Source organism: Xanthomonas sp. 3075, from assembly GCF_014197275.1.
Taxonomy (GTDB): Bacteria; Pseudomonadota; Gammaproteobacteria; order Xanthomonadales; family Xanthomonadaceae; genus Xanthomonas; species Xanthomonas campestris_B.
In genome coordinates, this window is sequence record NZ_JACIFI010000002.1 from 85,571 (window position 1) to 111,218 (window position 25,648).

Annotated in this window: 23 protein-coding genes and 1 tRNA gene; 9 read left to right on the forward strand and 15 right to left on the reverse strand. The window is 66.0% G+C overall.

The annotated features are described in order from the left end of the window. The first annotated feature begins 108 nt into the window (after positions 1–108). The 5 genes from GGR62_RS02330 (at position 109) to GGR62_RS02350 (ending at position 6,272) form a co-directional block, all read left to right on the forward strand. Positions 109–1,356: an efflux RND transporter periplasmic adaptor subunit gene (locus GGR62_RS02330; protein ID WP_184406388.1), complete on the forward strand. Its 1,248-nt coding sequence runs from the start codon at positions 109–111 to the stop codon at positions 1,354–1,356. 436 nt (positions 1,357–1,792) lie between these two features. Next, positions 1,793–2,482, forward strand: coding sequence for an ABC transporter ATP-binding protein (locus tag GGR62_RS02335; RefSeq protein ID WP_184406389.1), 690 nt, complete (start codon positions 1,793–1,795; stop codon positions 2,480–2,482). A 12-nt stretch (positions 2,483–2,494) separates the two neighbouring features. Beyond that, positions 2,495–3,655, forward strand: a complete 1,161-nt coding sequence (locus GGR62_RS02340) for an ABC transporter permease (RefSeq protein ID WP_184406390.1) — start codon at positions 2,495–2,497, stop codon at positions 3,653–3,655. A 13-nt stretch (positions 3,656–3,668) separates the two neighbouring features. Beyond that, the gene (locus GGR62_RS02345; RefSeq protein ID WP_184406391.1) at positions 3,669–4,985 is read left to right on the forward strand and encodes an ABC transporter permease; all 1,317 of its coding nucleotides are present in this window, start codon (positions 3,669–3,671) and stop codon (positions 4,983–4,985) included. 171 nt (positions 4,986–5,156) lie between these two features. Beyond that, positions 5,157–6,272 (forward strand): alpha/beta fold hydrolase, encoded by a 1,116-nt coding sequence (locus GGR62_RS02350; protein WP_184406392.1) that lies wholly within the window; start codon positions 5,157–5,159, stop codon positions 6,270–6,272. A 100-nt stretch (positions 6,273–6,372) separates the two neighbouring features. Here GGR62_RS02350 and rarD read toward each other — a convergent pair whose 3' ends face one another. Both rarD and yedA read right to left on the reverse strand, forming a co-directional pair. Next, positions 6,373–7,284 carry an EamA family transporter RarD gene (rarD, locus tag GGR62_RS02355; RefSeq protein ID WP_184406393.1) on the reverse strand — a complete coding sequence of 304 codons (912 nt, stop codon included), beginning with the start codon at positions 7,282–7,284 and terminating at the stop codon, positions 6,373–6,375. Next, positions 7,281–8,177: a drug/metabolite exporter YedA gene (gene yedA, locus GGR62_RS02360; RefSeq protein WP_184406394.1), complete on the reverse strand. Its 897-nt coding sequence runs from the start codon at positions 8,175–8,177 to the stop codon at positions 7,281–7,283. The genes rarD and yedA overlap by 4 nt, the downstream gene beginning before the upstream one ends. Positions 8,178–8,264: 87 nt before the next feature. Between yedA and GGR62_RS02365 the strand changes: the two genes are divergently transcribed. Beyond that, positions 8,265–8,681 (forward strand): Rap1a/Tai family immunity protein, encoded by a 417-nt coding sequence (locus GGR62_RS02365; RefSeq protein WP_184406395.1) that lies wholly within the window; start codon positions 8,265–8,267, stop codon positions 8,679–8,681. 126 nt (positions 8,682–8,807) lie between these two features. On the opposite strand, the gene GGR62_RS02370 is transcribed toward GGR62_RS02365, so the two are convergent. The 6 genes from GGR62_RS02370 to rocF form a co-directional block, all read right to left on the reverse strand. Continuing rightward, positions 8,808–10,502, reverse strand: a complete 1,695-nt coding sequence (locus tag GGR62_RS02370; protein ID WP_184406608.1) for a M28 family metallopeptidase — start codon at positions 10,500–10,502, stop codon at positions 8,808–8,810. Positions 10,503–10,873: 371 nt separating this feature from the next. Beyond that, positions 10,874–11,818 carry an MBL fold metallo-hydrolase gene (locus GGR62_RS02375; RefSeq protein WP_184406396.1) on the reverse strand — a complete coding sequence of 315 codons (945 nt, stop codon included), beginning with the start codon at positions 11,816–11,818 and terminating at the stop codon, positions 10,874–10,876. Positions 11,819–12,153: 335 nt separating this feature from the next. Next, positions 12,154–13,443, reverse strand: coding sequence for a tryptophan--tRNA ligase (locus tag GGR62_RS02380; RefSeq protein ID WP_184406397.1), 1,290 nt, complete (start codon positions 13,441–13,443; stop codon positions 12,154–12,156). A 349-nt stretch (positions 13,444–13,792) separates the two neighbouring features. Beyond that, on the reverse strand, positions 13,793–13,927 hold the full coding sequence (locus GGR62_RS02385) for an entericidin A/B family lipoprotein (protein WP_065466806.1): 135 nt from the start codon (positions 13,925–13,927) through the stop codon (positions 13,793–13,795). 78 nt (positions 13,928–14,005) lie between these two features. Next, on the reverse strand, positions 14,006–14,158 hold the full coding sequence (locus GGR62_RS02390; protein ID WP_006451340.1) for an entericidin A/B family lipoprotein: 153 nt from the start codon (positions 14,156–14,158) through the stop codon (positions 14,006–14,008). A 112-nt stretch (positions 14,159–14,270) separates the two neighbouring features. Further along, a complete protein-coding gene (gene rocF / locus GGR62_RS02395; RefSeq protein ID WP_260287078.1) occupies positions 14,271–15,191 on the reverse strand; it encodes an arginase in 921 nt (306 codons plus the stop codon). Positions 15,192–15,816: 625 nt separating this feature from the next. Here rocF and tmk point away from each other — a divergent pair. After that, complete coding sequence (tmk, locus tag GGR62_RS02400) at positions 15,817–16,485, forward strand: dTMP kinase (protein ID WP_184406399.1); 669 nt, start codon at positions 15,817–15,819, stop codon at positions 16,483–16,485. 531 nt (positions 16,486–17,016) lie between these two features. Here tmk and GGR62_RS02405 read toward each other — a convergent pair. The 4 genes from GGR62_RS02405 to birA all read right to left on the reverse strand — a co-directional run bounded on the left by GGR62_RS02405 (position 17,017) and on the right by birA (position 19,754). Next, positions 17,017–17,092: transfer RNA gene (locus GGR62_RS02405), tRNA-Thr, on the reverse strand. 32 nt (positions 17,093–17,124) lie between these two features. Next, positions 17,125–18,015 carry an SPOR domain-containing protein gene (locus tag GGR62_RS02410; RefSeq protein ID WP_184406400.1) on the reverse strand — a complete coding sequence of 297 codons (891 nt, stop codon included), beginning with the start codon at positions 18,013–18,015 and terminating at the stop codon, positions 17,125–17,127. Positions 18,016–18,024: 9 nt separating this feature from the next. After that, positions 18,025–18,753 (reverse strand): type III pantothenate kinase, encoded by a 729-nt coding sequence (locus GGR62_RS02415; protein WP_184406401.1) that lies wholly within the window; start codon positions 18,751–18,753, stop codon positions 18,025–18,027. Further along, positions 18,750–19,754, reverse strand: a complete 1,005-nt coding sequence (birA, locus tag GGR62_RS02420) for a bifunctional biotin--[acetyl-CoA-carboxylase] ligase/biotin operon repressor BirA (protein ID WP_221228998.1) — start codon at positions 19,752–19,754, stop codon at positions 18,750–18,752. Before birA ends, GGR62_RS02415 begins: the two co-directional genes overlap by 4 nt. A gap of 359 nt (positions 19,755–20,113) precedes the next feature. Between birA and GGR62_RS02425 the strand changes: the two genes are divergently transcribed. After that, positions 20,114–20,392 carry a hypothetical protein gene (locus GGR62_RS02425; RefSeq protein WP_184406403.1) on the forward strand — a complete coding sequence of 93 codons (279 nt, stop codon included), beginning with the start codon at positions 20,114–20,116 and terminating at the stop codon, positions 20,390–20,392. Between the two features lie 8 nt (positions 20,393–20,400). Then, complete coding sequence (locus GGR62_RS02430; protein WP_184406404.1) at positions 20,401–21,156, forward strand: M90 family metallopeptidase; 756 nt, start codon at positions 20,401–20,403, stop codon at positions 21,154–21,156. A 134-nt stretch (positions 21,157–21,290) separates the two neighbouring features. Here GGR62_RS02430 and GGR62_RS02435 read toward each other — a convergent pair whose 3' ends face one another. The 3 genes from GGR62_RS02435 to GGR62_RS02445 form a co-directional block, all read right to left on the reverse strand. Continuing rightward, a complete protein-coding gene (locus tag GGR62_RS02435) occupies positions 21,291–22,475 on the reverse strand; it encodes a DUF1501 domain-containing protein (protein WP_184406405.1) in 1,185 nt (394 codons plus the stop codon). Positions 22,476–22,519: 44 nt separating this feature from the next. After that, positions 22,520–24,028: a DUF1800 domain-containing protein gene (locus tag GGR62_RS02440; RefSeq protein ID WP_326520232.1), complete on the reverse strand. Its 1,509-nt coding sequence runs from the start codon at positions 24,026–24,028 to the stop codon at positions 22,520–22,522. A 204-nt stretch (positions 24,029–24,232) separates the two neighbouring features. After that, positions 24,233–25,603, reverse strand: a complete 1,371-nt coding sequence (locus GGR62_RS02445) for an ATP-binding protein (RefSeq protein ID WP_184406609.1) — start codon at positions 25,601–25,603, stop codon at positions 24,233–24,235. Positions 25,604–25,648: the final 45 nt, after the last annotated feature.

Below are 25,648 nucleotides of genomic sequence, written 5' to 3' on the forward strand. Positions count from 1 at the left end.
TTGGAACGCCTGACCGTTCGTCGCCGCACCCGCGTTGGTCACTTGCGACAGCTTGCGCCGCCGCCTACGCCCCGTCACATTCTGCGCAGCCTCCCGTCCTGGTCATCGATGAACACTTCCGCCGATCTGCTCAAGCAACTCCGCATCGACCGCCAGCGTCCGGCCACGCCACCACCTGCGCAGCGCCGTGGATGGATCATCGCCGTGGCCGTGGTCATCCTTGTGTTGGCCGCAACCGCCGCGTGGTGGTTCACGCGGCGCCCGGTACTCCAGGTGCAGACCGCGCCGGTGGTGGCAATCAGCGCAGGCGGCAGCAGCGCCTCGGTACTGGATGCGTCCGGCTACGTGGTGGCGCGGCGCATGGCTACGGTGTCGGCGCAGGTCACCGGCAAGGTACGCGAGGTGATGATCGAAGAAGGCATGCGGGTCGAGCAAGGCCAGGTGATGGCCACGCTGGATCCGCTGGATGCCGATGCCCAGCGCACCTTGTCGGCATCGCAACTGTCGGCCGCACGCAGCCAGGTCGACAACATGCAGGCGCAGCTGGCCGTGGCCAATGCCGATGCGACGCGGCTGCAATCGCTGGTCGGCGCGCAACTGGTGTCGCGCTCGCAGTACGAGCAGGCCACCGCGCAACGCGATGCCCTGCGCGCACAGCTGCAGAGCGCCCAGCGCAATGTACGCGTAGCCTCGGACCAGCTGGCAATCTCGGCGATCCGTTCGGACTTCAACGTGGTGCGCGCGCCGTTTGCCGGCGTGGTCACCGCCAAGGCCGCGCAGCCGGGCGAAATCGTCTCGCCGCTGTCGGCCGGCGGCGGTTTCACCCGTACCGGCATCGGCACCATCGTGGACATGGAGTCGCTGGAAATCGAGGTGGAAGTCGGCGAGTCCTATATCGGCCGCGTGCAGCCAAAGATGCCGGTGGAAGCGGTGCTCAATGCCTATCCGGACTGGAAGATTCCCGGCGAGGTGATCGCCATCATTCCCACCGCCGACCGCGGCAAGGCCACGGTCAAGGTGCGCGTGGCGTTCAAGCTCAAGGACCCGCGCATCGTGCCGGAGATGGGCGTGCGGGTGAGCTTTCTGGAACAGGCCAAGCCGCAGGAGGCCAGCAAACCGCAGGGCGTGCGCGTGCCTGCCGCTGCGCTGGTCGAACGCGATGCGCGCACGCTCGCCTTCGTGGTCGGCGAGCACAACACCGTCAGCGCGCATGCGGTCACCACCGGCATGGTGATGGGCGAAGACCGTCAGGTGCTGACCGGCCTGCAGGCGGGCGACAGCGTGGTGCTCGATCCACCGCAGACCCTGAAGGAGGGCGACAGCGTGGCCGAAGCCGAACCGGAGGCGGCCAAGTAAGCGCGACCAGGCACGACATGCGCAGTCATGCAGCTTGCCTGCGTTAGGCGTACCCGTCGCGTCAAGCACGCGTGCATGCGGTCTGCCGTGGTCACGCACAGGTGCGCGCGGGAGCGTGGTGTCCGCATCGGCGCGGCAGGGTCGCTTGCGTGCAGGTGAGGCAAGGATCGCCGACACACTGTCGATTCCGGCCGGCGTCGGACATCGTTTTGCAAGAACCGCTGTAGCGCAGCTGCAACAGCCTCGCCGGCGCCGTAGAGGCGCAGTCGCTGTAGCGCAAGTGGTGGTGGCTTCACCGATCCGGCGCACCCACCGCCGCGATGTCTCAGGGACGCGTCTGTGCTTGTGCATTCGCATTCGCTTTGTTTATCCCGTAGTGCCGCAGTCGCCGTGCCGTATCGCTCCCCTCTTTTTCATTGCATCGCCAGGAGTCGCCATGACCGCTCTCGTCAGCTTGCGCAACATCACCAAGACCTATCAACGCGGCCCCGAGCAGGTGCAGGTGCTGCACGGCATCGATCTGGAGATCGCCAGCGGCGACTTCGTCGCACTGATGGGTCCATCCGGTTCGGGCAAGACCACGCTGCTCAATCTGATCGGCGGGCTGGACAGCCCCAGCGGCGGCGAGATCGAGATCGAAGGCGAGCGCATCGACCGCATGAGCGGCGGCCAGCTCGCCACCTGGCGCAGTCACCATGTCGGCTTCGTGTTCCAGTTCTACAACCTGATGCCGATGCTCACCGCGCAGAAGAACGTGGAGCTGCCATTGCTGCTCACCTCGCTCAACGCGGCGCAGCGCAAACGCAATGCCGAGATCGCCCTGACCCTGGTCGGTCTGCAGGAACGCCGCAGCCACAAGCCCAGCGAACTGTCCGGCGGCCAGCAGCAACGCGTGGCGATCGCGCGCGCGATCGTGTCCGACCCTACTTTCTTGATCTGCGACGAGCCCACCGGCGATCTGGATCGCCACAACGCCGAGGAAATCCTGCGCCTGTTGCAGGAACTCAATCGCGAACACGGCAAGACCATCGTGATGGTCACCCACGACCCCAAGGCAGCCGAATACGCCACCCATACCATCCATCTGGACAAGGGCGAGCTGGCCGACGCGCCGCTTGTGCTCTAAAGGAGTGATGCCATGAAGTATCTCTCGCTGGTATGGGCGCAATTGTTCCGTAGCAAGACCCGCACCTTGTTGACGCTGCTGTCGGTGGTGGCGGCGTTCCTGTTGTTCGGCATGCTCGATTCGGTGCGCGTGGCCTTCACCTCCGGCGGCAACGTCAGTGGCGTAGACCGGCTGGTGGTCGCCTCGCGGCTGTCGATCACCCAATCGCTGCCGATCCGCCTGGAAACCCAGATCCGCAGTGTGCCAGGCGTGCGCAACGTGACCTCGGCGATGTGGTTCGGCGGGATCTATCGCGACCCGAAGAACTTCTTCCCGAATTTCTCGGTGGCGCCCAATTTCTTCGATGTCTACAGCGAGTACGAGCTACCCAAGGACCAGCTCAAGGCGTTCCAGACCACGCGCACCGGCGCGGTGGTCGGCGAGGCACTGGCCAAGCAGTTCGGCTGGAAGATCGGCGACACCATCCCGCTGCAGGCCACCATCTTTCCGCGTGGCGGCAGCAACGATTGGCCGCTGCAACTGGTCGGCATCTTTCGCATGAAAGACCGCACTGTGGCGGCCAACCAGGAACGTCAGCTGATGATGAACTGGAAATACTTCGACGAATCCAACGACTACATCAAGAATCAGGTGAGCTGGTACACCGTGACGCTGCGCAATGCCGACCAGGCCTCGCGGGTGGCACTGGCGATCGACGCGCTGTCGGCCAACTCCGATCACGAAACCAAGTCGCAGACCGAATCGGCCTTCCAGCAGGCCTTCGTCAAACAGTTCGCCGATATCGGGCTGATCGTCACCTCGATCATGGCGGCGGTGTTCTTCACCCTGCTGCTGTTGACCGGCAACACCATGGCCCAGGCGGTGCGCGAGCGCATCCCGGAGCTGGCCACGCTCAAGACGCTGGGCTTTCAGGACCGCACCGTGTTGAGCCTGGTGATGGTCGAATCGGTGCTGTTGATCGGGCTTGGCGGCCTGATCGGGATGGGGCTGGCCACGCTGGTGATCCCGATGGTGGCCGCACGCAGCGGCGGCATGATGCCGGTGCAGACCGTGCCGCTGCAGACCTGGCTGATTGCGCTGGGCCTGATGATCGGCATCGGCATCGTGGTGGGTGTGCTGCCGGCGTTACGCGCGCAGCGCTTGAAGATCGTCGATGCCCTCGCCGGCCGCTGACAGGAGCAGGCACATGCAAAGCAAATGGAAGAATCGTTTCGTCAACCTGCTGTCGGTGGTGTTGCTGGCGATCGGACTGGGCGCCTGGATCGCGTTGCCGTGGATGTGGCTGCTGCCGATCGGGTTACTGCTGGCGGTATGGCTGGTCGCCACCCGTAGCGGCCGGCTGTCGCTGGCGGCTGCGCGCATCGGCATCGCGACATTGCCGCAACGCTGGGGATCGAGTTCGGTGATCGTGGTCGGCATCGCCGGCGTGGTCGGCGTGCTGGTGGCGATGCTGGCGATGGGCCAGGGCTTCCAGGCAACGCTCAACAACACCGGCGACGACACGACCGCCATTGTGCTGCGTGGCGGCTCGCAGGCCGAGAGCAACTCGGTGATCACCCGCGATCTGGTGCCGCTGATCGGCAGCCTGCCCGGGATCGCCGCCATCAACGGACGCCCGCTGCTGTCGCCGGAGCTGGCGCAGGTGGTCAACGTCACCTCCAAGTCCGACGGCACCGACGTCAATGCGCAGCTGCGCGGTGTGGGCGACCAGGCCTGGGCGGTGCATGACAAGGTCAAGGTCGTGCAGGGCCGACGCTTCACTGCCGGCCTGCGCGAGATCGTGGTCGGCAAGGGCGCGTTGAACCAGTTCCGCGGACTGGAGCTGGGCAAGACGCTCATGCTCGGCAACCAGCAATGGACCGTGGTCGGCGTGTTCGCCTCCGGCGATGCGCACGATTCGGAGCTGTGGACCGATGCACAGACGCTGGCCACTACATACAAACGCAGCGCGTATCAGTCGATCAGCGTGCGTACGACGGGCAAGGCCGGATTTACCCAGTTCAAGGCCGCCATGGCCGCCGACCCGCGCCTGAAGCTGGATGTGGAAACCACCCGCGCCTATTACGGCAAGCAGGGCGGTGGCTTGAACAAACTGATCAGTATCCTGGGCACGGTGATCGGCGCCATCATGGCGGTGGGCGCGGTGTTCGGCGCGCTCAACACCATGTACGCGGCGGTAGCCACACGCGCGCGCGAAATCGCCACCATGCGCGCAATCGGCTTTCGCGGCACCCCGGTGATCATGGCGCTGATGCTGGAGACCATGTTGCTGGCCTTGCTCGGTGGCGTGCTCGGCGGGCTGATCGCCTGGGCGGTGTTCAACGGCTATACCGTGTCCACGCTGGGCAACAACTTCAGCCAGGTGGTGTTCCAGTTCAAGGTGTCGCCGGAACTGCTGTGGAGCGGGCTCAAATGGGCGCTGGGCATCGGGCTGGTCGGCGGGCTGTTTCCGGCCTTGCGCGCGGCGCGGCTGCCGATCACCACGGCCCTGCGTGAGGTGTAGGCGGGCTGTTGGCCCGCCGGGAATGGGGAATCGTTGCAGCCAAGGCAGCGGAGCGCGGGTGCTGCGGCTGAACGTATTGCAAGCTGTCATCGTTTTGTCACTGCAGTGCGGTAGATGCGCGGGTCGGGCAGGCCGTAGCCTGCTCGGCCGTTGCATCCATCGATCTTCGCCATGACGCGCCTGATTCTGCTGGCCTGCGCCTGCCTGTGGCTGGCCGGCTGCTCTTCGTCTTCCACCTCGCTCAGCGAGCGCCTGGTTGCGCCCGGTGGCACCTCGCCGTTGCTGGATGAAGAGCGCATTGCCGCCACCATCGCCACGGTGCCCAACCGCAGCGGTCATGTGGTCACGCGCGATCAGGTGCCGATCTTCTGGCGCGCCATCGATCCCGGCCAGTACGCCATGCAATACCGCTATCTCGGCCAGCGCAACGATCCGGCGCATGCGCTGGATGTGGATTTCAGCTTCACGCCGCCCACCGCCGCCCCGCCCGCCCCGCGCGGCACCGTGGTGCTACTGCACGGCTGGATGATGGATGGCGATTCGCTGCTGCCGTGGTCGCTGGAGTTGGCGCAGGCCGGCTACCGGGTGATCACCATCGACCTGCGCAATCACGGCCACTCCGGCGGTGGTCCATCCGGCTACGGCACGCGCGAATCCGACGACGTGATCGATGTGCTCGATGCGCTGCAGCCGCGCGGCGAAATCCGCGGCCCGCTGTACCTGTTCGGCATTTCCTATGGCGCGGCCACCGCGTTGTTCACCGCCGACAAGCTCGGCGACCGGGTGGCCGGGGTGGTGGCGATGGAGTCGTTCGCCAACGCCGGGCGCGGCATCCGCGACATGGTCCCGCACCTGCTCGCCAGCCAACCCAACGGGTGGCGCGGGCAGGCGGTAGCCGCGTATGCACGCTGGCGCTATGCCGACCAGAATATCGACGCGGTGATCGCTGCCGCCGACACCCAGCTCAAGCTGGATCTGGACCACGTCGATGTCGCGCACGCATTGGCCGACACGCGTAGCTGTGTGCTGTTGCTGCATGGCGATGCCGATCAGCACATTCCGGTCGCGCATGGTCGCGCATTGGCGCTGGCAAGTGCGCGTGCGCACTACGTGGAGCTTCCCGGCGAAACCCATCTGAGCCTGCCGCTGCGGCTGGACCTGCTTGGCGGGCCGATCGACCAATGGCTGGCGCAGACGCAACAGGATCCGGGCCATTGCCCCGCACCGCAATCGCCGCCGGCGTCCACACTGGCGGTGGCGACACCGGCACCGGCGCCGCGCGGCTGACACCAGACAGCCGCATCGCGGCGACAGGCTGCCGGAGAACAGACATGCGTGTTGCTGCACAGCGTGCCGCGCGATTACCGGGATCGCGCACGGCCGAAAGCTAGCGGACCATCCCAACCGGCTTGCGCGAGCGCGACACGCTGTCGCCCACAAACAGCAGCAGCCCCAGCCAGATCGCGGCAAATCCGATCACCCGCCCCTGATCGAACGGCTCGTGGAAGAACCACACGCCCAACAGCAGCTGCAGGCTGGGTGCGATGTACTGCAGGATGCCCACCAGCGACAGCGGAATCCGCCGCACCCCATACGCAAATCCGATCAACGGCAGCGCCGTCACCACGCCGCCAACGATCAGCATCAGATCGGTCTGCAGGCTCCAGCCACTCAAAAAGCCGCCACCGTGGCCGTACTCGCTCCATCCCACCAACAACAGCGCCGGCACGAACAGGTACACGCTTTCCACGCCCAGACCGGCCACCGAATCCACCGCCACCAACTTGCGCAGCAAGCCGTAGGCCCCGAACGAAAACGCCAGCCCGAGCGCGATCCACGGCGGCGCGCCGGCATCGATGGTCAGCCACAACACGCCCAGCGCAGCGCAGACCACCGCCACCCACTGGATGCGGCGCAGGCGCTCCTTGAGCACCAGCACGCCCAGCAACACGCTCAGCAATGGGTTGATGAAATACCCCAGGCTGGCCTCGATCACGTGGCCGGCATTGATCGCCCAGATATACAGCCCCCAGTTGAACGCGATCGCCACGCTGCTGCCGGCCAGCATCCATAGCGCGCGCGGCTGTGCGGCGATGGCGCGCCACCAACGCATCCCCGATGTCGCCAACAACCACGCCACCACCATTAACGCGCTCCAGACAATGCGGTGCGCGATGATTTGCAGCGACGGCACCGCCTTCAGCAGATGCCAGTAAAGCGGTACCACGCCCCACAACACGAAGGTCGATGCGGTGATCAGCAGCCCGCGACGCGCCTCGATCGACGAGACCGCGCTCATCGCCGCGCCTTGGCGAAGGTCACCACCAGCACGCCGGCCAGGATCACCGCCATCGCACCGATGTCATGCGCGCTGAAACGCTCATGCCCGAGCCAGGCGCCCAAGGCCACCGCAATCACCGGGTTGACGTAGGCGTAGCTGCCGGCCAACGCCGGGCGCACGTGATGCAGCAGCCATACGTAGGCCGTGAACGCCACGATCGAGCCGAACACGCACAGGTAGGCCACTGCCAGCAGCCCCTGCGGCGTCGGCAGGCTCTGTGGGCGCTCGCCGATCAGCAGGCCGGTGCTGACCAGCAATACGCCGCCGCACAGCATCTGCCCGGCGGCGGTCATGAACGGCGAGGGCAGATCGCGTCCGCGCGACCACACCGACCCGAACGCCCAACCGATCGGCGCGATCAGCAACAACACCAGCCCACCTGGGGTGGCAGTGAGGCTGCTGCCGGCGTTGAGCCAGACCACACCGACAAAACCGATCACGATGCCCAACCACTCGCCACGGCTGGCGTGCTGCCCGCGCAAGGCGCCGAACAACGCCATCCACAATGGCACCGATGCCACTGCGGTGGCCGCCAACCCGGACGACACGCTGCGCTCGGCCAGCACCACCATGCCGTTGCCCAGCAGCAGCAAGGCGGCGCCGATCAAGGCCACGTTCTTCCATTGCGCATGCGTCGGCGCGGCCACACCACGCCAGAGCAGCACCGTATACAACACCGTGCCGGCCACGATGAAGCGGGAGCCCGACACCATGGTCAGTGGCAGTGCGCCGCCCTCCAACGCAAAGCGGATCCCCAGGTAGGTCGATCCCCAAACCACGTAGACCAGCAACAACGCGACAACGACCAACCCGCTGCGCGCAGGCGCAACAGCATCGTATGAAGAGGACATCGAAGATTGCCAAGTGCAGCGGAAGGTTCAATTCTAGATCACCTGCCCACCTCCACGCGGCGCACACCCTCAGCGCCCTGCCGCGTTATGGTGCGCATTGATCCTCACATCGGAGTCTCTATGCAACGTCGCCTCACCTGGTTGACCTTGGCCGCCCTGACCGTGCTATCGGCCAACGCGCTGGCACGCACACTGGAACCGTGGGAACTCAGCGGGCGCAAACTGCTCGAGGCCGGGCTGGATGGTTCCTTGGCACCGGAGATCGCGCCGGAACAAACCGAACTCAAGGTCATGCTCTCGGCGAACCGCGCCGGCGCTTACCTGCTCGGCGTCGCCAGCAGTAGCTACCGCACGCAGTGGTGCATGCCGGCCGGCAAGAGCGGCCCGCCGGATCTGCAGGCGATCATCAGCGATATCGGCGCGCTACCCGATGCACGCCTGGACGAAGCGGCGCCCGCGTTGATCGTCCAGGCGTTGGCCAAGCGCTATCCGTGCCGCAAATAGGCAGCGCGGCCGCAGAAATCCCGCTCCAGGAACCGGGACGCAATGCCGGTATGCGGTGCAACGCGCGCATCGCCGGTCACGCAACGCCCGGGCTTGAAAAACGCCGGGCGTCGAACAGCGCTTGTCCTACTTGCGCGCGGCATCGCTGCTGGCGCGGATCGCCTTGAATTCCGAACCGTCCTGCCAGCTCGGCCACTGCCGGCCGTTGGCCAGCGCCACGCCGACGTCGTAGACCAGCGTGGTATCGGCCGCATGACCGCTGGCATCCCACTGCGGGGTCCAGCGATCGCACGGCTGGTGATAGCACTCGGCGAAGTATTTGTCGCGCAGCGCCTTGCCGGCCGCCACGCCGCCTTCGAGCATGTCCAGCCCGGGGCCGGCGGTGATCGCCGGCACGCCCATGCGCGCGAAGGCGAAATGGTCGGCGCGGTAGAAGAAGCCTGCTTCCAGATTCGGGTCCGGCGAATAGCGGCGACCGCGCGCCTTGGCCGCCGTTTCCAGATCGCCTTCCAGCGACACCCGTCCGCGTCCCCATGAGGCGATATCGCGGGTGGGGCCATCGGGGCTGAACATCTCCATGTTGAGCACCGCCACGGTCTTGTCCAACGGCGCCAGCGGATGCGCGGCGTAATAGTTCGCGCCAAGCAGGCCCTTTTCTTCGGCCGTCAATGCGATGAAGTACAGCGTGCGCTGCGGCTTGGGACCGGCGGCGAATACGCGCGCCAGTTCCAGCACGCTGGCCACGCCGGTGGCGTTGTCCACCGCGCCGCGACGCACCGTATCGCCGCTGGCATCGGCCTTGCCCACACCGAACGCATCCCAGTGCGCGGAGAAGATCACCGTCTCGTCCGGATGCTGGCTGCCGGTGAGCTTGGCCACCACGTTATGGGTGACCACGCGCTCGCGCTTGAGCTTGAAGTCCACTGACAGCGTAGCATCGCCCAACACGATCGGCACGAAATCGCGCTGCTGCGCACGCTGCTTGGCCTGCGCAAAATCCAGCCCGGCGCGCTGGAACAGCGACACCGCCAACGCCTGCTGCATCCAACCGCGCACCGGCACGTGCTGCGCCTTTGCATCGGCATCGCTGCGCTCGATATCGAACAACGGCGACAGGCCCGAACTCTGCACCGTCGCCCAGCCGTACGCGGCCGGTGCGGTCTCATGCACGATCAACACGCCGGCGGCGCCGCGACGCGCGGCCTCTTCGTACTTGTAGGTCCAGCGGCCGTAGTAGGTCACCGCCTTGCCATCGAATGCGCCGGGCTGGCTGGATTCGAAGTCCGCATCGTTGATCAGCACCACTGCGATCTTGCCGTGCAGGTCCACGCCCTTGTAGTCGTCCCACTGTCGCTCCGGCGCGCTGATGCCGTAGCCGACGAACACCAGCGGCGCATTCTTCAAGCTCACCGCATCCTGCGGGCGCAGACTCTGCAAGGTCACATCGGTGCCATTGACCAGCGCCTGCGTCTTGCCAGCGACGCGCAGGCTGGCGCGTACCGGGCCATCCAGCTGCGCGCGCACCAACGGCACCGCCTGGGTCCAGCCGCCCTGCTCGCCGCCCGGCTGCAGGCCGGCAGCCTTGAACTGCTCGACCAGGTAGTCCACGGTGCGCTGCTCGCCGGCGCTGGCCGGCGCGCGGCCTTCGAAGTCGTCCGACGCCAACAGGCGTACATGCCGCGACAACGCCTCGGCATCGATGCCGCCGCCGGGCAGATCGTTGGCGGCCTGCGCCACGCCTCCCACGAACAGGCAGGCGGACAACAACAGGATGCGCATCGGATTCACGGCGTGGCCTTGCAACAGATAGATGACACACAGTTTACAAGCCTGCAGCCAACACCGGCTATGACACGGCTTGGCAGGTGCGATGTCCTCACCGCTTGCACGATCCTGTGGCGGCATGGAGGCGATCACGGAGCCCTATCTGTTCGGACGTTGTCAGGCTCCATGGACGGATGTACGGCGTGTCCCGCAAGAAGTGAGGGCATCGCGCGCTGGACAAGTTCGGTTTTGGAACGTCGAAACGCCGCTGAAGCTCAGGCTCTCCGTCGCCTCGAGGGGTGATTGATTCAGAGCACTGCCACTGCCCGTCCCGATATCACTTCACTGATCGACGAAAGCGAGTGCGGGCAACAGGTTGCCGTCATCGCTACAGCGTTCAAGAGGTTTTGCCGGCCGCTCCAGTAGCGCTAACTCGCGCGCGTCGCGCGATCCAGCCAGCAGGCCAGGCCCTGCGCGTTGAGTTCGATATCGGTGCCCAGCAACTGCGCCACGCTCGCATCGTCCAGCCGGCAGCCGTGCAGGCGGGCGCGCTCCAGATACAGTTCGGTCAACGCCGCCACCATGCAGCGATGGCGGTCCGCACGCTGCGCGCAACCCAGCGCGATGGCGGTCATTGCATGGATCTGCTCGACCAGCGCCTGCGCCAACGGCATTGGCGCTTCGACCCGCCCGTAATGGGTGAGATACATCGCCTGCGGCGCGGCCTCCATCAGCCGCGCGATCGACTGCAGCATCGCCTCCGGTTCGAACTGCACCGGCGAGGACGTCGGCAGGATGAAGGCGCCTTGCGCGCTATCGAGCTGGCGATACGACAAACCAAAGGTGTCGCCGGTGAACCAGCTGCGGCTGCGCGCATCCCATACGCAGAGGTGATGCCGTGCATGTCCTGGTGTGTCGATGGTGCGCAACGTGCGCTTGCCCACCATGACCGTGTGCCCATCGATCGCTTCCACCACCCGCTCGGCGGGCACCGGCACGATCGCGCCATAACTGCGCGCCATTTCCGCCTCGCCGTACACCGCCGTGGCACCGGCGATCAGCCGGGTGGGGTCGATCATGTGCGGCGCGCCACGTGGATGCACCAGCACCCGCGCATTGGGCAACTGCTGCAGCAAGGCGCCGGCACCACCGGCGTGATCCAGGTGCACATGGGTCAGGATCAACCACTCCACCTGCGCAGGCGTCAGCCCGGCAGACTGCAACGCGGCCAGCAGGTGCGGCACCGACAACGACGTGCCGCAATCGACGAAGGCCCCGCGCTGCGCATCGACGATCAAGTAGGCCGCATCGAACTGCGCACCACCAAAACCGGTATCGATGGTGTGGATGCTGGAATCGGCTGGCGCTGTCATTCCCACCTCATGGTTGCCCAACAGGTGGCAGTGTAGGCGCAAGGTTCTTCGCCTGCCTGGGCCGCGATGTCAGCAAGCGACAAGGGCGGCCATCCACTGCCACAGCGCGCCATGCCAATTCAGTGCGCACGCGGGAGCACATCCTGCACGGGCCATGCGCGCTGCACGGCCGACGGCCATCCGACCACTACTCGCTGCATCCGCAAGCCAGACGATCGCCAGTCCGGCATGGTTCTGCAGCACGGTCACGCCTACCGCAGTCCTGCGTCGCCGTGCAGGTCTCCACATGCAACGCGCTGCGCAGACGGCCATCTGCGCACGCAGCATCGCGTCGACTACGCCTCGCGCAGTACCCGCATCGCCGCAAGAATCGCGTCTGCCTCCACCTGCGCATGCACGCCCGGCAGCTGCAGATCGCTGGCCTGCTCGGCCTGCTTCAAGCGCGCAATCAGCTGACCGGCGTCACGCGGCGATGCAAAGCCTTCGCTCTGCAGCAACAGCACACCGGCGCCGTCGTTCAACTTGAAGTAGAACTGCCCGTCGCTCTCGCGATACTGTTTGAACACCGGCGGCGCGCTCTTTTCTTCTGCGGCGACGGCCGTCGCATCGCCTTGGCTGGAGAGATCGCGCAGGCCCACCGCAGCACGCAGCTCGGCCAGAAACGGCGTGGCATAGCGCGCGCGCAGACGTGCGCCACCGGCGCGCAGAATCGTCTCGATCTTGCCCGGCTCGGCCATCAGCGCCGCATAGCGCGTACGCAGCGGCGCAATCTCCTGATCGATGCGCTCGAACAACTGCTGCTTGGCATCGCCCCAGGCGATGCCGTCGGCAAATGCCTGCGCAAATGCAGCCGTTTCCTGTGGCGTGGCAAAGGCCTGATACAGCTGAAACAGCGCCGAACCCTGCGTATCCTTGGCTTCGCCTGGCGCGCGCGAATCGGTGAGGATGGAAAACACCAGCTTGCGCAACTCCTCGCGCGATGCGAACAACGGAATGGTGTTGCCATAGCTCTTGCTCATCTTGCGGCCGTCCAGGCCCGGCAAGGTGGATACCTGCTCGTCGATCACCACCTCGGGCAAGGTGAAAAAGTCGCGCCCGTACACATGGTTGAAGCGTTGCGCGAAATCGCGCGCCATCTCGATATGCTGGATCTGATCGCGCCCCACCGGCACCTTGTGCGCGTTGAAGATCAGGATGTCTGCGGCCATCAGCACCGGATACATGAACAAGCCGGCGGTCACGCCTGCGTCGTCGTCCTCGCCATCGGCACGGTTCTTGTCCACCGCCGCCTTGTAGGCGTGCGCACGGTTGAGGATGCCCTTGCCGGCCACGCAGGTCAGCAGCCACAGCAACTCGTTGGTTTCCGGAACATCGGACTGGCGGTAGAACCACACCGTTTCCGGATCCAGGCCGCAGGCCAGCCAGCTGGCAGCGATTTCCAGCGTGGAGCGCTGGGTGCGCGCCGGGTCCTGCGCCTTGATCAAGCTGTGCAGGTCGGCCAGGAAATAGAAGCTCTCCGTATCGGCCGCCGCACTGGCCTGGATGGCCGGACGGATCGCACCGACGTAGTTGCCCAGATGCGGGGTTCCGGAGGTGGTGATGCCGGTAAGGACGCGAGTGGTCATCTGCATAAGGCCAGGGAATAGCCGCCAAGTTTAGCGTTTCCCTGCGTCAGGCACCGGCGCGTCGCCGCTGCAGGCACCATCGCCCTGGCGCGCACGACAGACCGATCGTCGCTGGCGGCCCCTCACTGCGTCGTCCGGCGCGTGCAGATGCGTGCATCCCACCCCCGATCAAGGCGTGCCGGCACACCGCGCGACGGCAGCAGTGACGGCGCGCCCGTCGGTCCTGGCAGGCTGCGCTGCCTTGAGCTGAAGACGCCGATCGCGCAGGCCGCAGCGCGACGCCACGCCGCCAGCGCCAGGCAAAAAAAACGGGCCTTGCGGCCCGTTTTTTTATGCGTGCAGCGCTAGATTACTTGCGCGCAGCGTCTTCCACTTTCTCGCCAGCGCCCTGCACGTCCTTGCCGGCACCTGCCACGGTGTTGCAACCGGACAGCATTCCAACCGACAACATCGACAGCACCAGCAGCACAATTGCACGCTTCATAACAGACTCCTTCAGGGGTAAGCGGCGATTTGCCGCAGAACAATTCCAGAAACGATGACGCTCAAACACAACCAGGAATCAGCACTTACCGTCGCTGCAGTTATCGGCCTTCTTTTCGACCTTCTCACCTGCACCCTGCATGTCCTTGCCGGCGCCGGCCATCGTGTTGCAGCCAGTCATCACGCCAGCCGAAAACAGGCCCAGTACCATCAGTGTCAGCAGTCGCTTCATTGTGTCTTCCTCAGTTCTGCATTCGGTGCCAACGCACCTTGCTTGGCCCCAAATCTGACTGCGCGGCCGTGGATTTGATGTGAACGCGCGGTGCGCGGTGTTCAGCGATCGATCAATCCCGCATCAATGTCGACTTGCCGAACAGGCTCTCCACCAGATCCACCGCCAGCTCGGCGGTCGCGTTGCGGTTGTCCAGCACCGGGTTGAGTTCGACGATATCCAGCGATCCCATGCGCCCGGTGTCGGCAATCATCTCCATCACCAGCTGCGCCTCGCGGTAGTTGGGACCACCGGGTACGGTGGTGCCTACGCCCGGCGCGATGCTGGGGTCGAGGAAATCCACGTCGAAGCTCACATGCAGGTGGGTGTCGGCGCTCATCCCCTGCAGCGCAGCTTCCATGGTGCGCTTCATGCCGGCCTCGTCGATGTAGCGCATGTCGTAGACGTCGATGCGGTGCTGCTTGATCAGGCGCTTCTCCTCCGGGTCCACCGAGCGGATGCCGATCTGCCGCATCTGCTCGGGCAGCAACGCCGGCGCGCTGCCGCCCAGATGGGTCAGCGCCTGCGGGCCCAGCCCGCACAGGCAGGCGACCGGCATGCCATGCACGTTGCCCGACGGCGTCACCTCGCTGGTATTGAAGTCCGAATGCGCATCCAGCCACAGCACCCGCAACGGGCGTTGCTGCTCGCGGCAGTACCTGGCCACTGCGGTGATCGAACCGATGCCCAGGCAATGGTCGCCACCGAGCATGATCGGCATGCGCCCGGCGTGCAGCTCGCCATAGCTGGCGTCCATCAGCGCCTGATTCCAGGCCACCACTTCGTCCAGATGCCGGTAGCCGGCCTGCGGCGCCTGCCAGGGATTGCGCGGACCATCCAGGTTGCCCAGATCGCGCACCTCCACGCCACGGCCGATCAAGGCCTCCTGCAACCCGGCGATGCGTAACGCCTCCGGTCCCATCCGCGCGCCACGGTGGCCGGCACCGATATCGGTGGGAACGCCAATCAGGGAAACCGGCAGGTACTGCGTCATGCATTGCTCCAGCATCGTCAAAGCCTGGCAGTCTAGTTGCGCGCCGCGACACTGACGCGCGGCAGCGCAGCACGGCGCACGCGTGGGTGCGCTCGGATCAGTCGAAGCTGCCGCATCCTGCCGTCGCAAAAGGATGAGGTGCGTGGTGCACGCTCGACCGGCCGCATCACCTGCGCGGTCAGGCCGCTGCAGTGCTCGCAACGCGCCGGCGACCCATTGCTCGGCAACCCGAATGGCGCATGTCTGCTTGGTGGACGCACCAGACAAAACAAGGAATCCGGTCACGACGGTGCCTGAAAGGGCGTCACGCGGGGGATGCCGCCTCTAGGGTGGCGGCGACGCGTCCATCTTCCTTGATGCCAGCAAAAACGCGACTCACCCGGCATGCGGCTGAGTCTGTTGTCTGACTTGTTCAGTATGCCGCGCAGTCAGAAGCGGAACCATCGGGACATTCCCGACATCGCGCAGGACATCCCGGCGACCCGGCACTCCCAATCGCAGGGACGCTGGGTGCGACAGCCCCCCGATTGATGATCGGTGATCCACACCGCAGCGCGACCGGCACGAGGGCTGCGGGGCGCTGATCCGACACTACGATCGGATGACGATCGGATAAAGTAGCGCGATGACAATCGAACTGAAGCCCGGCGGCTTGTTGATCGCCATCGAAGGCATCGACGGCGCCGGCAAGACCACCCTCGCCCGCAGCCTGGCTGCCACGCTGGACGCGTCCGGCGCCCGCGTCGTGCTGAGCAAGGAGCCGACCAATGGCCCCTGGGGCACGCAACTGCGTCAGTCCGCCGCCACCGGCCGCCTGAGTGCGGACGAGGAAGCCGATCTGCTGATCCGCGACCGCCATGAACATGTGGACAACTTGATCGCACCGGCGCTGGCACGCGGCGACATCGTGATCCTGGACCGCTATTTCCCGTCGATGGTCGCCTATCAGGGTGCCGCCGGCCTGCCGCTGGACGCGCTGCTGGAGCGCAATTCCTTCGCCCCGCGCCCGGACGTGTTGCTGCTGCTCGACCTGCCACCACCCACCGGCCTGGCCCGCATCCGCGCCCGCGGCGACGCACCCAATCACTTCGAAACCCAGGACAACCTGGAACGCTGCCGCTCGATCTTCAACGCACTGCAGTTGCCCGGCAAACACGTCGTGGATGCCAGCGCCGATGCAGACAGCGTGCTGCGCCAGGCCCATGCCATCGTGGTGGCCGCACTGGCCGAACGACTGAGCGGCGACGCCGACAAGGCCGCACTGGAACTGTTATCGGCCGGTCGGCCGGCCTGATCTGCCGCGCGTTCTGACGCGCGCGCAACAAAGGCATTGCGGGTTGCAGGTCGTAGGTCGCGGATTGCAGATTGCAGATTGCAGATTGCAGGCAACTTACCGGTGTGCGATCAGCGCACGCCGATCAAGCCCTTCCCCCACCGCGAGCGCGCGGTCTTGATCAACTGGCCGCGATAGCGCCCCCATCCGCCCTGCGGGCACCTTCCCCCGCACGCGGGAGAAGGGAGGTTGCACGCGAGAGTAAGCATGTCGAGACCGGATGCGCGCCAGTTCCTCTCTCGCGTGCGGCACAGGGGTTGGGCTGGGGCAAGGCCAGCCACAGCAACCGACGGCCCCGTTCACCGACCTCGGGACTTCGCGCCAGACGCGATCATCATCCAGATGGCGATCGCCACGACAGGCGGCGAACTTGGCCCGCATCACCACCGTGCGTGACAATCGGCCGCAATACAAACCCCCGGCCACGGCAAAAAGCGCTTAAACGGCTACACGGCACAAGCGAGTGTGCTCACAGAAGATGTGGATTGAAGATGGTGCCGGCACCCGGATTCGAACTGGGGACCTACCGCTTACAAGGCGGTTGCTCTACCAACTGAGCTATGCCGGCAAAGGCGGGCGCGTTGCGCGCCGGTGCGCATTCTAACGCAGCGCGGCGCAATCTAGCGATCGTTGCCGCGCCGCACCCGCTGCGCCCTGCAACGCGGTCGCCGTCAGCGTGCTGCGCACATCGATCCACCAGCGCGATTGCCCCGTGCCGCTGGACACCAACTGGGCGGGAAATCCTGCACTGACCAGACTTGCCTGGCGCCGCTCGGCACGCTCGCGGCTCTGGTACTGGCCGAGCGCGACAGTGGTGTTATCGCCCTGCGCGATTACGTAGTAATCGCCCATCCCGGCTGCGGTAATGCGCTTGACCAATGCCTGCGCCGCGGCGCGGTCGCCCACGTTGGGCAGCATCACCCGAAACGTGCCGACCCCGGCGTCCTTGTCCTCACGCACGCTGGTGCGCGTGGCCTGACCGCGCACGCGTGCCAGCGCGGCGTCGGCATCGCTGCGCGTGGCATACGGTCCCAGGCTGGCGCAGCGTTCCGGTGCAGGCGTAGGCATAGGTGTCGGCGTCGGCGTCGGCGTCGATGCTGCGGTTGCCGCAGGAACATCGGCGGGTTTGCCGGCAACCTGCGTTGTCGCTGGAGGTTTTTCGGTCGCCGTCGGCAGCGTTTCGGATGGCGCGGTTGTGCCCGCCGTTGTCGATGAGGCTGCCGGCTCCGCGTCTGCCGTTGATGCTGCGGCCGGCGCTTGCGCAGCCGATGTTGGTGGCGCGCCGGCATCTGGCGCAGCTGCTGTCTGCACCGACGTCCCGCGTACCGCAACTGCCGCGGCGGTCTTGCTGTTCGGTAGCAACTCCAACCGTGCCACACCAGCCGGTTGTGCCGGCGCGGCTGGCGCTGCAGGTGCCGCCTGCAACGCCCACCACAGCGCCACACCGGCATTGAGAACGATCAGGACAACGATGAGTGCGCGTACGTACATGCGCCGATTCTACGGCGAGGACGAATGGGTCGCCCAGGTTGCCAAGCCGTCCAGCACCAATGCGGCGCGGTAGGTGGCCTCGGGCAGCAACGGCAGCAACGGCGGTGCCCCGCCACCATGCACCAGCAAGCGCACCGGCACGCCCAGGCGCAGCCGTGCGTGCTGCAGGCTACGCTCGATCAGTGCCACCGCCGCACCATCGCAGCCGGAAGTCAGCGCATCGTCGGTGTCGTTGGCCAGCTCGACATAGTCCCCGCCACGCGGCGGCAATTGCACCGCGCGCGCGTGCAGGGCTTCGCGCATCGTGGTCGGCGACGCGGCGATGCGTCCGCCGTGGTGCTGGCCGTCGGCGCCGAGCACATCGATGGTCAGCGCAGTGCCCACTCCCGCCACCAGCACCGGCGCATCGCCGCGCGCACCGAGCAGCGCCAGGAAGCGATCCACGCCAAAACGGCTCGGGTCTGCATAGGCAATCCGGATCCCGGCGCACTCGGCCGCAGTCTGCACGATCCGCACCTGCTCGAAGCGCTCGCGCAGGCAGGCGATCATCCGCTGCGTCAATGCGGGAGCGGCCACACTCGCCACATGCGCGATCCGCCCGGACGGCAACGCCGACACCGCGGCCGCATCCATCGCCTCGGCACCGTGCGGCCACGCCTGCACCTCGCCGGCGCGATGGCCGTGCAACGGCGCGTACTTGAACCGCGAATTTCCCAGGTCGAACAACCACTCGCTCATGCAGGTCTCACGCTCACTTCTCCTGAGTGGAACAGGCGTTCCGTCTCGCCCAACCGCACCCGCAGCGCGCCATCGCTGGCCAGGCCGCAGGCGACGCCACGGTGCCGGCTGCCGGCCTCTTCAACATCCACCGCGCGGCCGCTCAACACATCCAGCGCCGCATACCGATTCAGAAACGGCGCCAGCCCCTGCGCCTCGAACAAGTCCAATGCCGGCAGCAAGCCGGACACCACCGCGGCCACGACGGTTTCGCGCGACACCGCGCGGCCGGCCAGCGTGTCCAGATCCACCCACGGCTGATCGATCGCAGCGGCCGCTGCAGCCGGCATGTGCACATTCACGCCCAACCCGATCACCGCGCGCGCATTGCCGGCCATTTCGCCGCCACCTTCGATCAACAGGCCGCCCAGCTTGCGCTCGCGCGCCAGCAAGTCGTTGGGCCACTTCAGCCCGACATCGGCAAAGCCGCAATCCCGCAAGGCTTCGGCCACTGCCACGCCAACGGCCAGGCTGAGTCCCGCCAGCTGCCCCAGGCCGCCATTGAACCGGCGCGAGGCCGACAGATAAATGTGCGCACCCAGCGGCGAGGTCCATTGGCGGCCACGCCGGCCGCGCCCGCCGGTCTGGCGCTCGGCCAGCAGCACGGCGACGCCCCGCTCCGGCGCCGGGCGTGCCAGCAGGGTGGTATTGGTGGATTCCAGCGTCCAGGCCACCTCCAATGCGGCCAAGCCCGCGACAGCATCCGCCGCCATGGCCGCGCGGATCCGTGCGGCGTCCAGCAGGTCCAGCGGGGCCGCCAGCCGGTAACCGTCGCCGGCCCGCCCGTCGATCTCGACCCCGGCCGCGCGCAGGTTCTGGATGCGTTTCCACACTGCCGCGCGGGTCAGCCCGGCCTCGCGCGCCAGCGCATCGCCGGATAGCCGGCCGCTTGCAAGTTTGGCCAGCAATGCGCGGTCATCCACGGCTGGTAGCGGGCGTAATGGAGGGCGAGATGCGTGCAAAGCGTCCTGTGCTGGATCGAAACGCGACGTGCCCAGCAGCCCAGGCGGCCTCGCGGGGAAACCCGCGCCAGGCCGTATCGGCATGCCACAGGCCGCTCGCTTCCGGCTTGGCCGGCGGCAGCGCAACGCGCGCACAGGGCCGGGTGCCTTGGCGCCAGCCACGCTGGCGCTTCGCAGCACCGGCTCGGCATCGCTGACGACCGACGCATCTCATCTCAAGGTCCATCACACGCTCGAAGTCCCCACATCCATCCGTGAAAGTATGCGCCAAGCCTTCCCGGGCGCCCAGCGTGGCTTGCGTGAGGGAGTGAAAACCGCGTTATGATCGGGAACTCACGCCGCCTGCCTGGATGTGGACGATGCGCCGAATCACGGTTTGCTTGCTCCTGTTGTTGGTTCCGCTTGCCGCGCTGGCATCGGACCAGCTGGTCGATGGCGACCATGAGAGCTGCGTCAGCTCCAATTCGGCCGCGCGCGGCAGGACCCCGAATGGCGAGGCGGCGGCCCCCGCACGCGCGCCTGCCCACAAGCCCGCACCATCGACCGGTGGTGGCGGTGGTGGCGACGGCGATTCGTTGTTCCCGCGCATGCGCATGATGCCGCGCTGGCACAGTTTCCTGCCGGGCATGTTCCGCTGATCCAGTGGTTGAGCCGCTGGCTGCGCCGGCCGCCCATCGAACTCCCTGATGCGTTGTGGCAGCCGGTACGCACCGGTTGCGCCTGGGTCGCCGCGCTCGACCCACCCCGCCAGCAACGTCTGCGCGCGTTGAGCGCGCAATTTCTGCAGCAAAAAACCATTTCGCCGGTCGATGGGCTGCAGCTGCAACCGCACGATCACGTGTTGCTGGCGGCCATCTGTTGCCTGCCGCTGCTGGAAATCGGTGCGTCGGGCTGGCGCGGTTGGTCGCAGCTGATCGTCTACCCGGACGCGTTTCGCGTCCACCGCACCCATGTGGATGCGGCCGGCGTCATGCATGCCTGGGACGACACGCTGATCGGCGAGGCCTGGGAGCAAGGTCCGCTGATCGTCAGCTGGGCCGATGTGCAGGCCGACCTGGACGATCCGCATGCTGGCTTCAATGTGATCGTGCACGAGATGGCCCACAAGCTCGACGCGCTGGATGGCGCACTCGACGGCACCCCGCCGCTGCCGCGCGATGCGCAGCGCGCATGGGCACGCGATTTCCAGCAGGCCTTCGATGCGTTTTGCAAGCAGATCGATGCCGGCCAAGACACCGAGATCGATCCGTACGCTGCGCAAGCGCCGGAAGAATTTTTCGCGGTCGTGAGCGAATACCACTTCTCCGCACCGCAGGTCCTTGCGCGTGTGATGCCGCAGGTCGCTCAACAATTGACGCGCTTTTATGGGCCTTCGCCATTTGCGGTGCACGCGTCGAGGTGATGCCTCGGCGCGGGCCGGTTGCATTGGCGACATGCGTTTGGGTTCGCAGACAGTTCGCTCGATCGAACGACACACCACACGAGCCCTCGCACCACCTCACGCGGCACTGCAGCCGGCAACCGCATGCCACGCACTCACACCAAACCCAGATCGCGCGGTTTGGCACCGGGAAACACCCGCTCCAGCTGCGCGGGCGACAATCCCCACAACCTGCTCAACACGCCACCGAACAGGCTGCGGTAATTGGTGAGCACCGGGTAATCGCGATTCTGCAGCAGCTGCGCTTGTGCAACGGCGACCTGTTCGCCTGCAATGCGCCCGCCATGCACGCCGCCACCCAAGACCCAGTAGGTGGTGCCGTGTCCGTGATCGGTGCCCTTGCTGCCGTTCTCGCGGAAGGTGCGGCCGAACTCGGAAATCACCACCACCACGGTGTCGTTCCAGGCCGGACCCAACGCGTCGGCATACGCGGCCAGCCCTTCGCCAAGGTTACGCAGATTGTTGGCCAGGCCGCCTTCGATGCTGCCCTGATTGGCATGCGTGTCCCAACCGCCCACATCGACGAAACCCAAGCGATAACGCTCGCGCATCAAGGTCGCCATGCGCCGGGTTTCGTCGGCAAAGGTACGCGCACTTGCAGCGCCACGACCGGCCCGCTCCATCTCATCGCGCAACTGCGCCGTCACCTGCTGACGCAGCGCCAGGCCGTCGCGCGCTGCCGCCGCCAACGGCGTCGCGTCGTACATCTGCGACAGGATCTGCGCCTGGCGTGCATTCACACCGCCCTTGCCGATCCCTTTGAGCGAGACGTTGGGCAGATCGCCGCCGCCTTGAAACGTCAGCGGCAACGAATCGGTGAAAGCGATTGCCGGCACACCGCTCAGCACGCCCGACAAGCGCGCCATGAAACCGGAACGATAATCGCGGCGCGTACCGGCCTGCCCGGATTCGATGTCGTCCTGGGTCTCGAAATGGCTGCGCGACAGATCATCGGTGCCGGCAAACGGCACGAAGGCCAGTTGCTTGCGTTGCCAAAACGGCAGCAACGCATCGCGCATCACCGGGTTGAGCCCCCATTGGGCATCCAATGCCACGGCGCTATGCGGGTTGGATGCATCCGGCCGCGCGATCGCCAGCGTCGGCCGCGCCTGGTAGTAAAAGTCGCTGCCATGCGGCACCAGCAGATTATTGCTGTCATAGCCGCCGCGCAGGAACACCACCAGCATGCGTGCGCTGTCGCGCGGTGCGGCAAACAGGCGGCCGGCCCACGGCATGCTTGCGGCAGCCGCAGAAGCGAGCAGAAATTGACGTCGTTGCATGATGCGTGCACTCCTGCGCCGGCAACCGCACGGCGATCGTTGAATCAGCGATAGTTGAAGTCCGGCGATGCCAGCAGAAACCCGTTCCATTCCGCTGGCGACTGCGCCTGACCCAGTGCCTGGCGCGTACCGCTGGACAGCGTCGGCTCCCACCACCGATAAGCGGGGCGTGCATCGATCCGCAGCAGTGCCGGAATCGGCGTGGCGTTATCGCCGTCCTGGCGGAACAACTGCTTGGGGCCACTGCCCAACGACCGTGCCACTTCGAAACGCCGTGCCAGTTGTCCGGAGCTGGTCCAGGCCTGCGATTGCAATGACCATCCATCTGGTGTGATGCGGCCGAACAACGGCTCGCCCAATTGCTGCATCCAGCTCACCATCGGCGCGGCGTTGACGATGGGTTGCCCCTCATAGCTCAAACGCATCGCCGAGACCACGAAGCGATTGGGGTCCTTGAACCTGCGCGGCTGGACCTGCGCGAACTCCGGCGACTCCAGCATGGTCTGCATCACCTTGGCGATATCGCCATCGCTGCGCCGGAAGGTATTGGCCATGCGCGTGACCAGCGCGGTAGGCGGGGTATCGCTGACGAAGTATTCGGCCAGGCGATGCGAAACGAATTGCGCACAGGCTGGTTGCCGTACCAGCAGTTGCACGGCGCGCTCGATCTCATCCAGGCCACCGCCGGCGATGCGCTGCCCCAGCAAGGTCTTGTCGCCCGGTTGATGCCGCGCCGGATTGAATTCGAACAATCCCTTGCGCACCGCCTGCGGCTGCCCCGGCACTGCAGGCCGCAGCGGGGGAGCGCCTTCGGCCTTGATCGGCACCAGGCCGGCGCCGGTAAGGATCAATGCCAGTTGCTGCACGTCCTGCTGGCTGTAGCCGCCATGCACGCCCAGCGTGTGCAACTCCATCAGCTCGCGGGCATAATTTTCGTTGACCTTGCCCTTGGCGTTTTTGGCGTTGTCCAAAAACTCCAGCATGGCCGGGCTTTCCAGCGTGGCCATCACCAGATCGGCGAACTTGCCGGTGGCATTGGGCCGAATCGCGTTTTCCATGTAATCGGCCGCCATCCACTTCACGCGGCCCTTGTCGGCATACACGCTGAAATGGTTGAGCCAGAACCACACCAACTGCTCGCGCAGCTGATCCGGCGCATACACCGCACGCAGCAATTGCGCCTGACGCGCCTGGGTCAGCATCTGGCCGCCGCGCGCTTGCCACGCCTTGCGCGCAGCCACCTTGTCGTCGCCATCAGGCATGGCCTGCAGCCGGATCTTGTCGGCCTCGTATTGCGTCAGCAGGTCCACCAGCGGTGTGTGCAGCGCGTCGAATTGCTGCAATTGGTCGCGCGCCGGCGCCGGCAATGCGGCATCGCCGCTGGGCTGCAGGAGCAACGCGCCGTAGCGCTTTGGGCCAAGTCGGTGCAGTTGCGCGATGCTGTCGGCGTCCATTCCATAGGTGGCCCGTTGCAACCAGCGCGTTTGTGTCGGCGTCAATGACGCTTCGGCCGCGACGCCCGGCAGCGCGACTGCGCAGCTGGCCACCAGCAGCGCGCTACGCCAACGGCGTTGCCAGTGCGCTTTGGTCAAGCCCGCTTTTACGCGGGCTGCCTGCGCAATGCGCTCGAACATCTGGTTCTCCATCACAACGGCCTCCAACCGACCCAGTATGGTCAAGCGAACGCATGAGGCGTTAAACGGTTGTCGGGCTGTTGCGCCACATTGACCGGGGATTCATCCGGCCGCGCCGGGCCGTCACAAGCCCGGCGGCAGGGTCACATCGAAGCGGGCGCCACCCAGTTCCTGGGAACGCACCACCTGCAGTTCGCCGCGATAGGCCTTGATCAGATCCTGCACGATCGACATGCCGATGCCATGGCCTTGCACGCGTTCATCGCCGCGCACGCCACGCTGCAGGATCTTGGCCACATCCTCCGGCGCGATGCCGGGGCCGTCGTCTTCCACCGACAGGATCAGGCCGGCGCGGCGACTACCGGTGGTGGGCCCGGGCTGTGCGGTCAGCAGCACACGGCTGCGCGCCCACTTGAAGCCGTTCTCCAGCAGGTTGCCGAGCAACTCCTGCAGATCGCCCGGCTCGCCATGGAAGCGTGCATCCGGCGAGATATCGAACTCGCACAGCACGCCCTTGATCGAATATACCTTCTCCAGACCGCGCACGATTTCCTCGGCGGTCGACTCGATCGGCAACGGCGCAGCGAACAACTTGTGGCCACTGGAGGCCGCGCGTGCAAGTTGATAGGACACCAGATCGTTCATGCGCCGCAGCTGCACGTCCATTTCTTCGTGCAGATCGCGCTCGGACGAACCGCTGTCCAGCTGGGTCCGTAGCACGGCGATCGGCGTTTTGAGACTGTGCGCCAGATCGGCCAGCGTGTTGCGCTGCCGATCCAGATTGTCGCGCTCACTTTCGATGAAGGCGTTGATGCTCTCGGTCAGCGGTTCGAGTTCGCGCGGATGCTGTTCGCTCATGCGCTGAATCTCGCCGCGTTGCACCTTGGAGAGCTCATTGATCACCCGCCGCAGCGGGCGCAGGCTCCACTGCAGGATGAAGGCCTGCAGCACCAGCAGCACCACGCCGGCACTGCCGAGATAGAACCACACCGCACTGCGGAACACGCGCAACTGCGCGCCCATCGAGCGCGCATCTTCCATCACGTAGATGGTGTACGGAATCTCACCACCATGTTCGCGCTCGACATAGCTCACGCCCAGGCCGTAGCGGTATAGCTGGCCCAGGCTGCCATCGATCTGCGTCATTTCCAGCGGGCCGATGAACTCTTCCTGGCGCGGCTCGAGCATGCGCCCGTGCGGAATATTCGGGCCTTCGGCCGACATCGATGTCCAGCTTTCGTCCGGACGCACGACTTCGACGTACAAGCCGCCACCGGGCACATCGAAACGCGGGTCGGGCGGCTGACCACCGATATACAACGAGCCATCGCGCACGAAATCGATGTTGGCGGCGTACGCGGAGGCGTAGTTCTTCAGCCGCTCGCGCAGGTTCTTTTCGGCAGTGTCGGCAAACGCCACATCCAGCGCGTAACCGGCCAGGGCCAGGAAGGCCACCAGACTGAGGCTGGCGGCCAGCAGCTGGCGGGCCTGCAGGGAGCGCGGCCGCCAGCGTCTATACCATTTGGAGCGGCCCGGCAC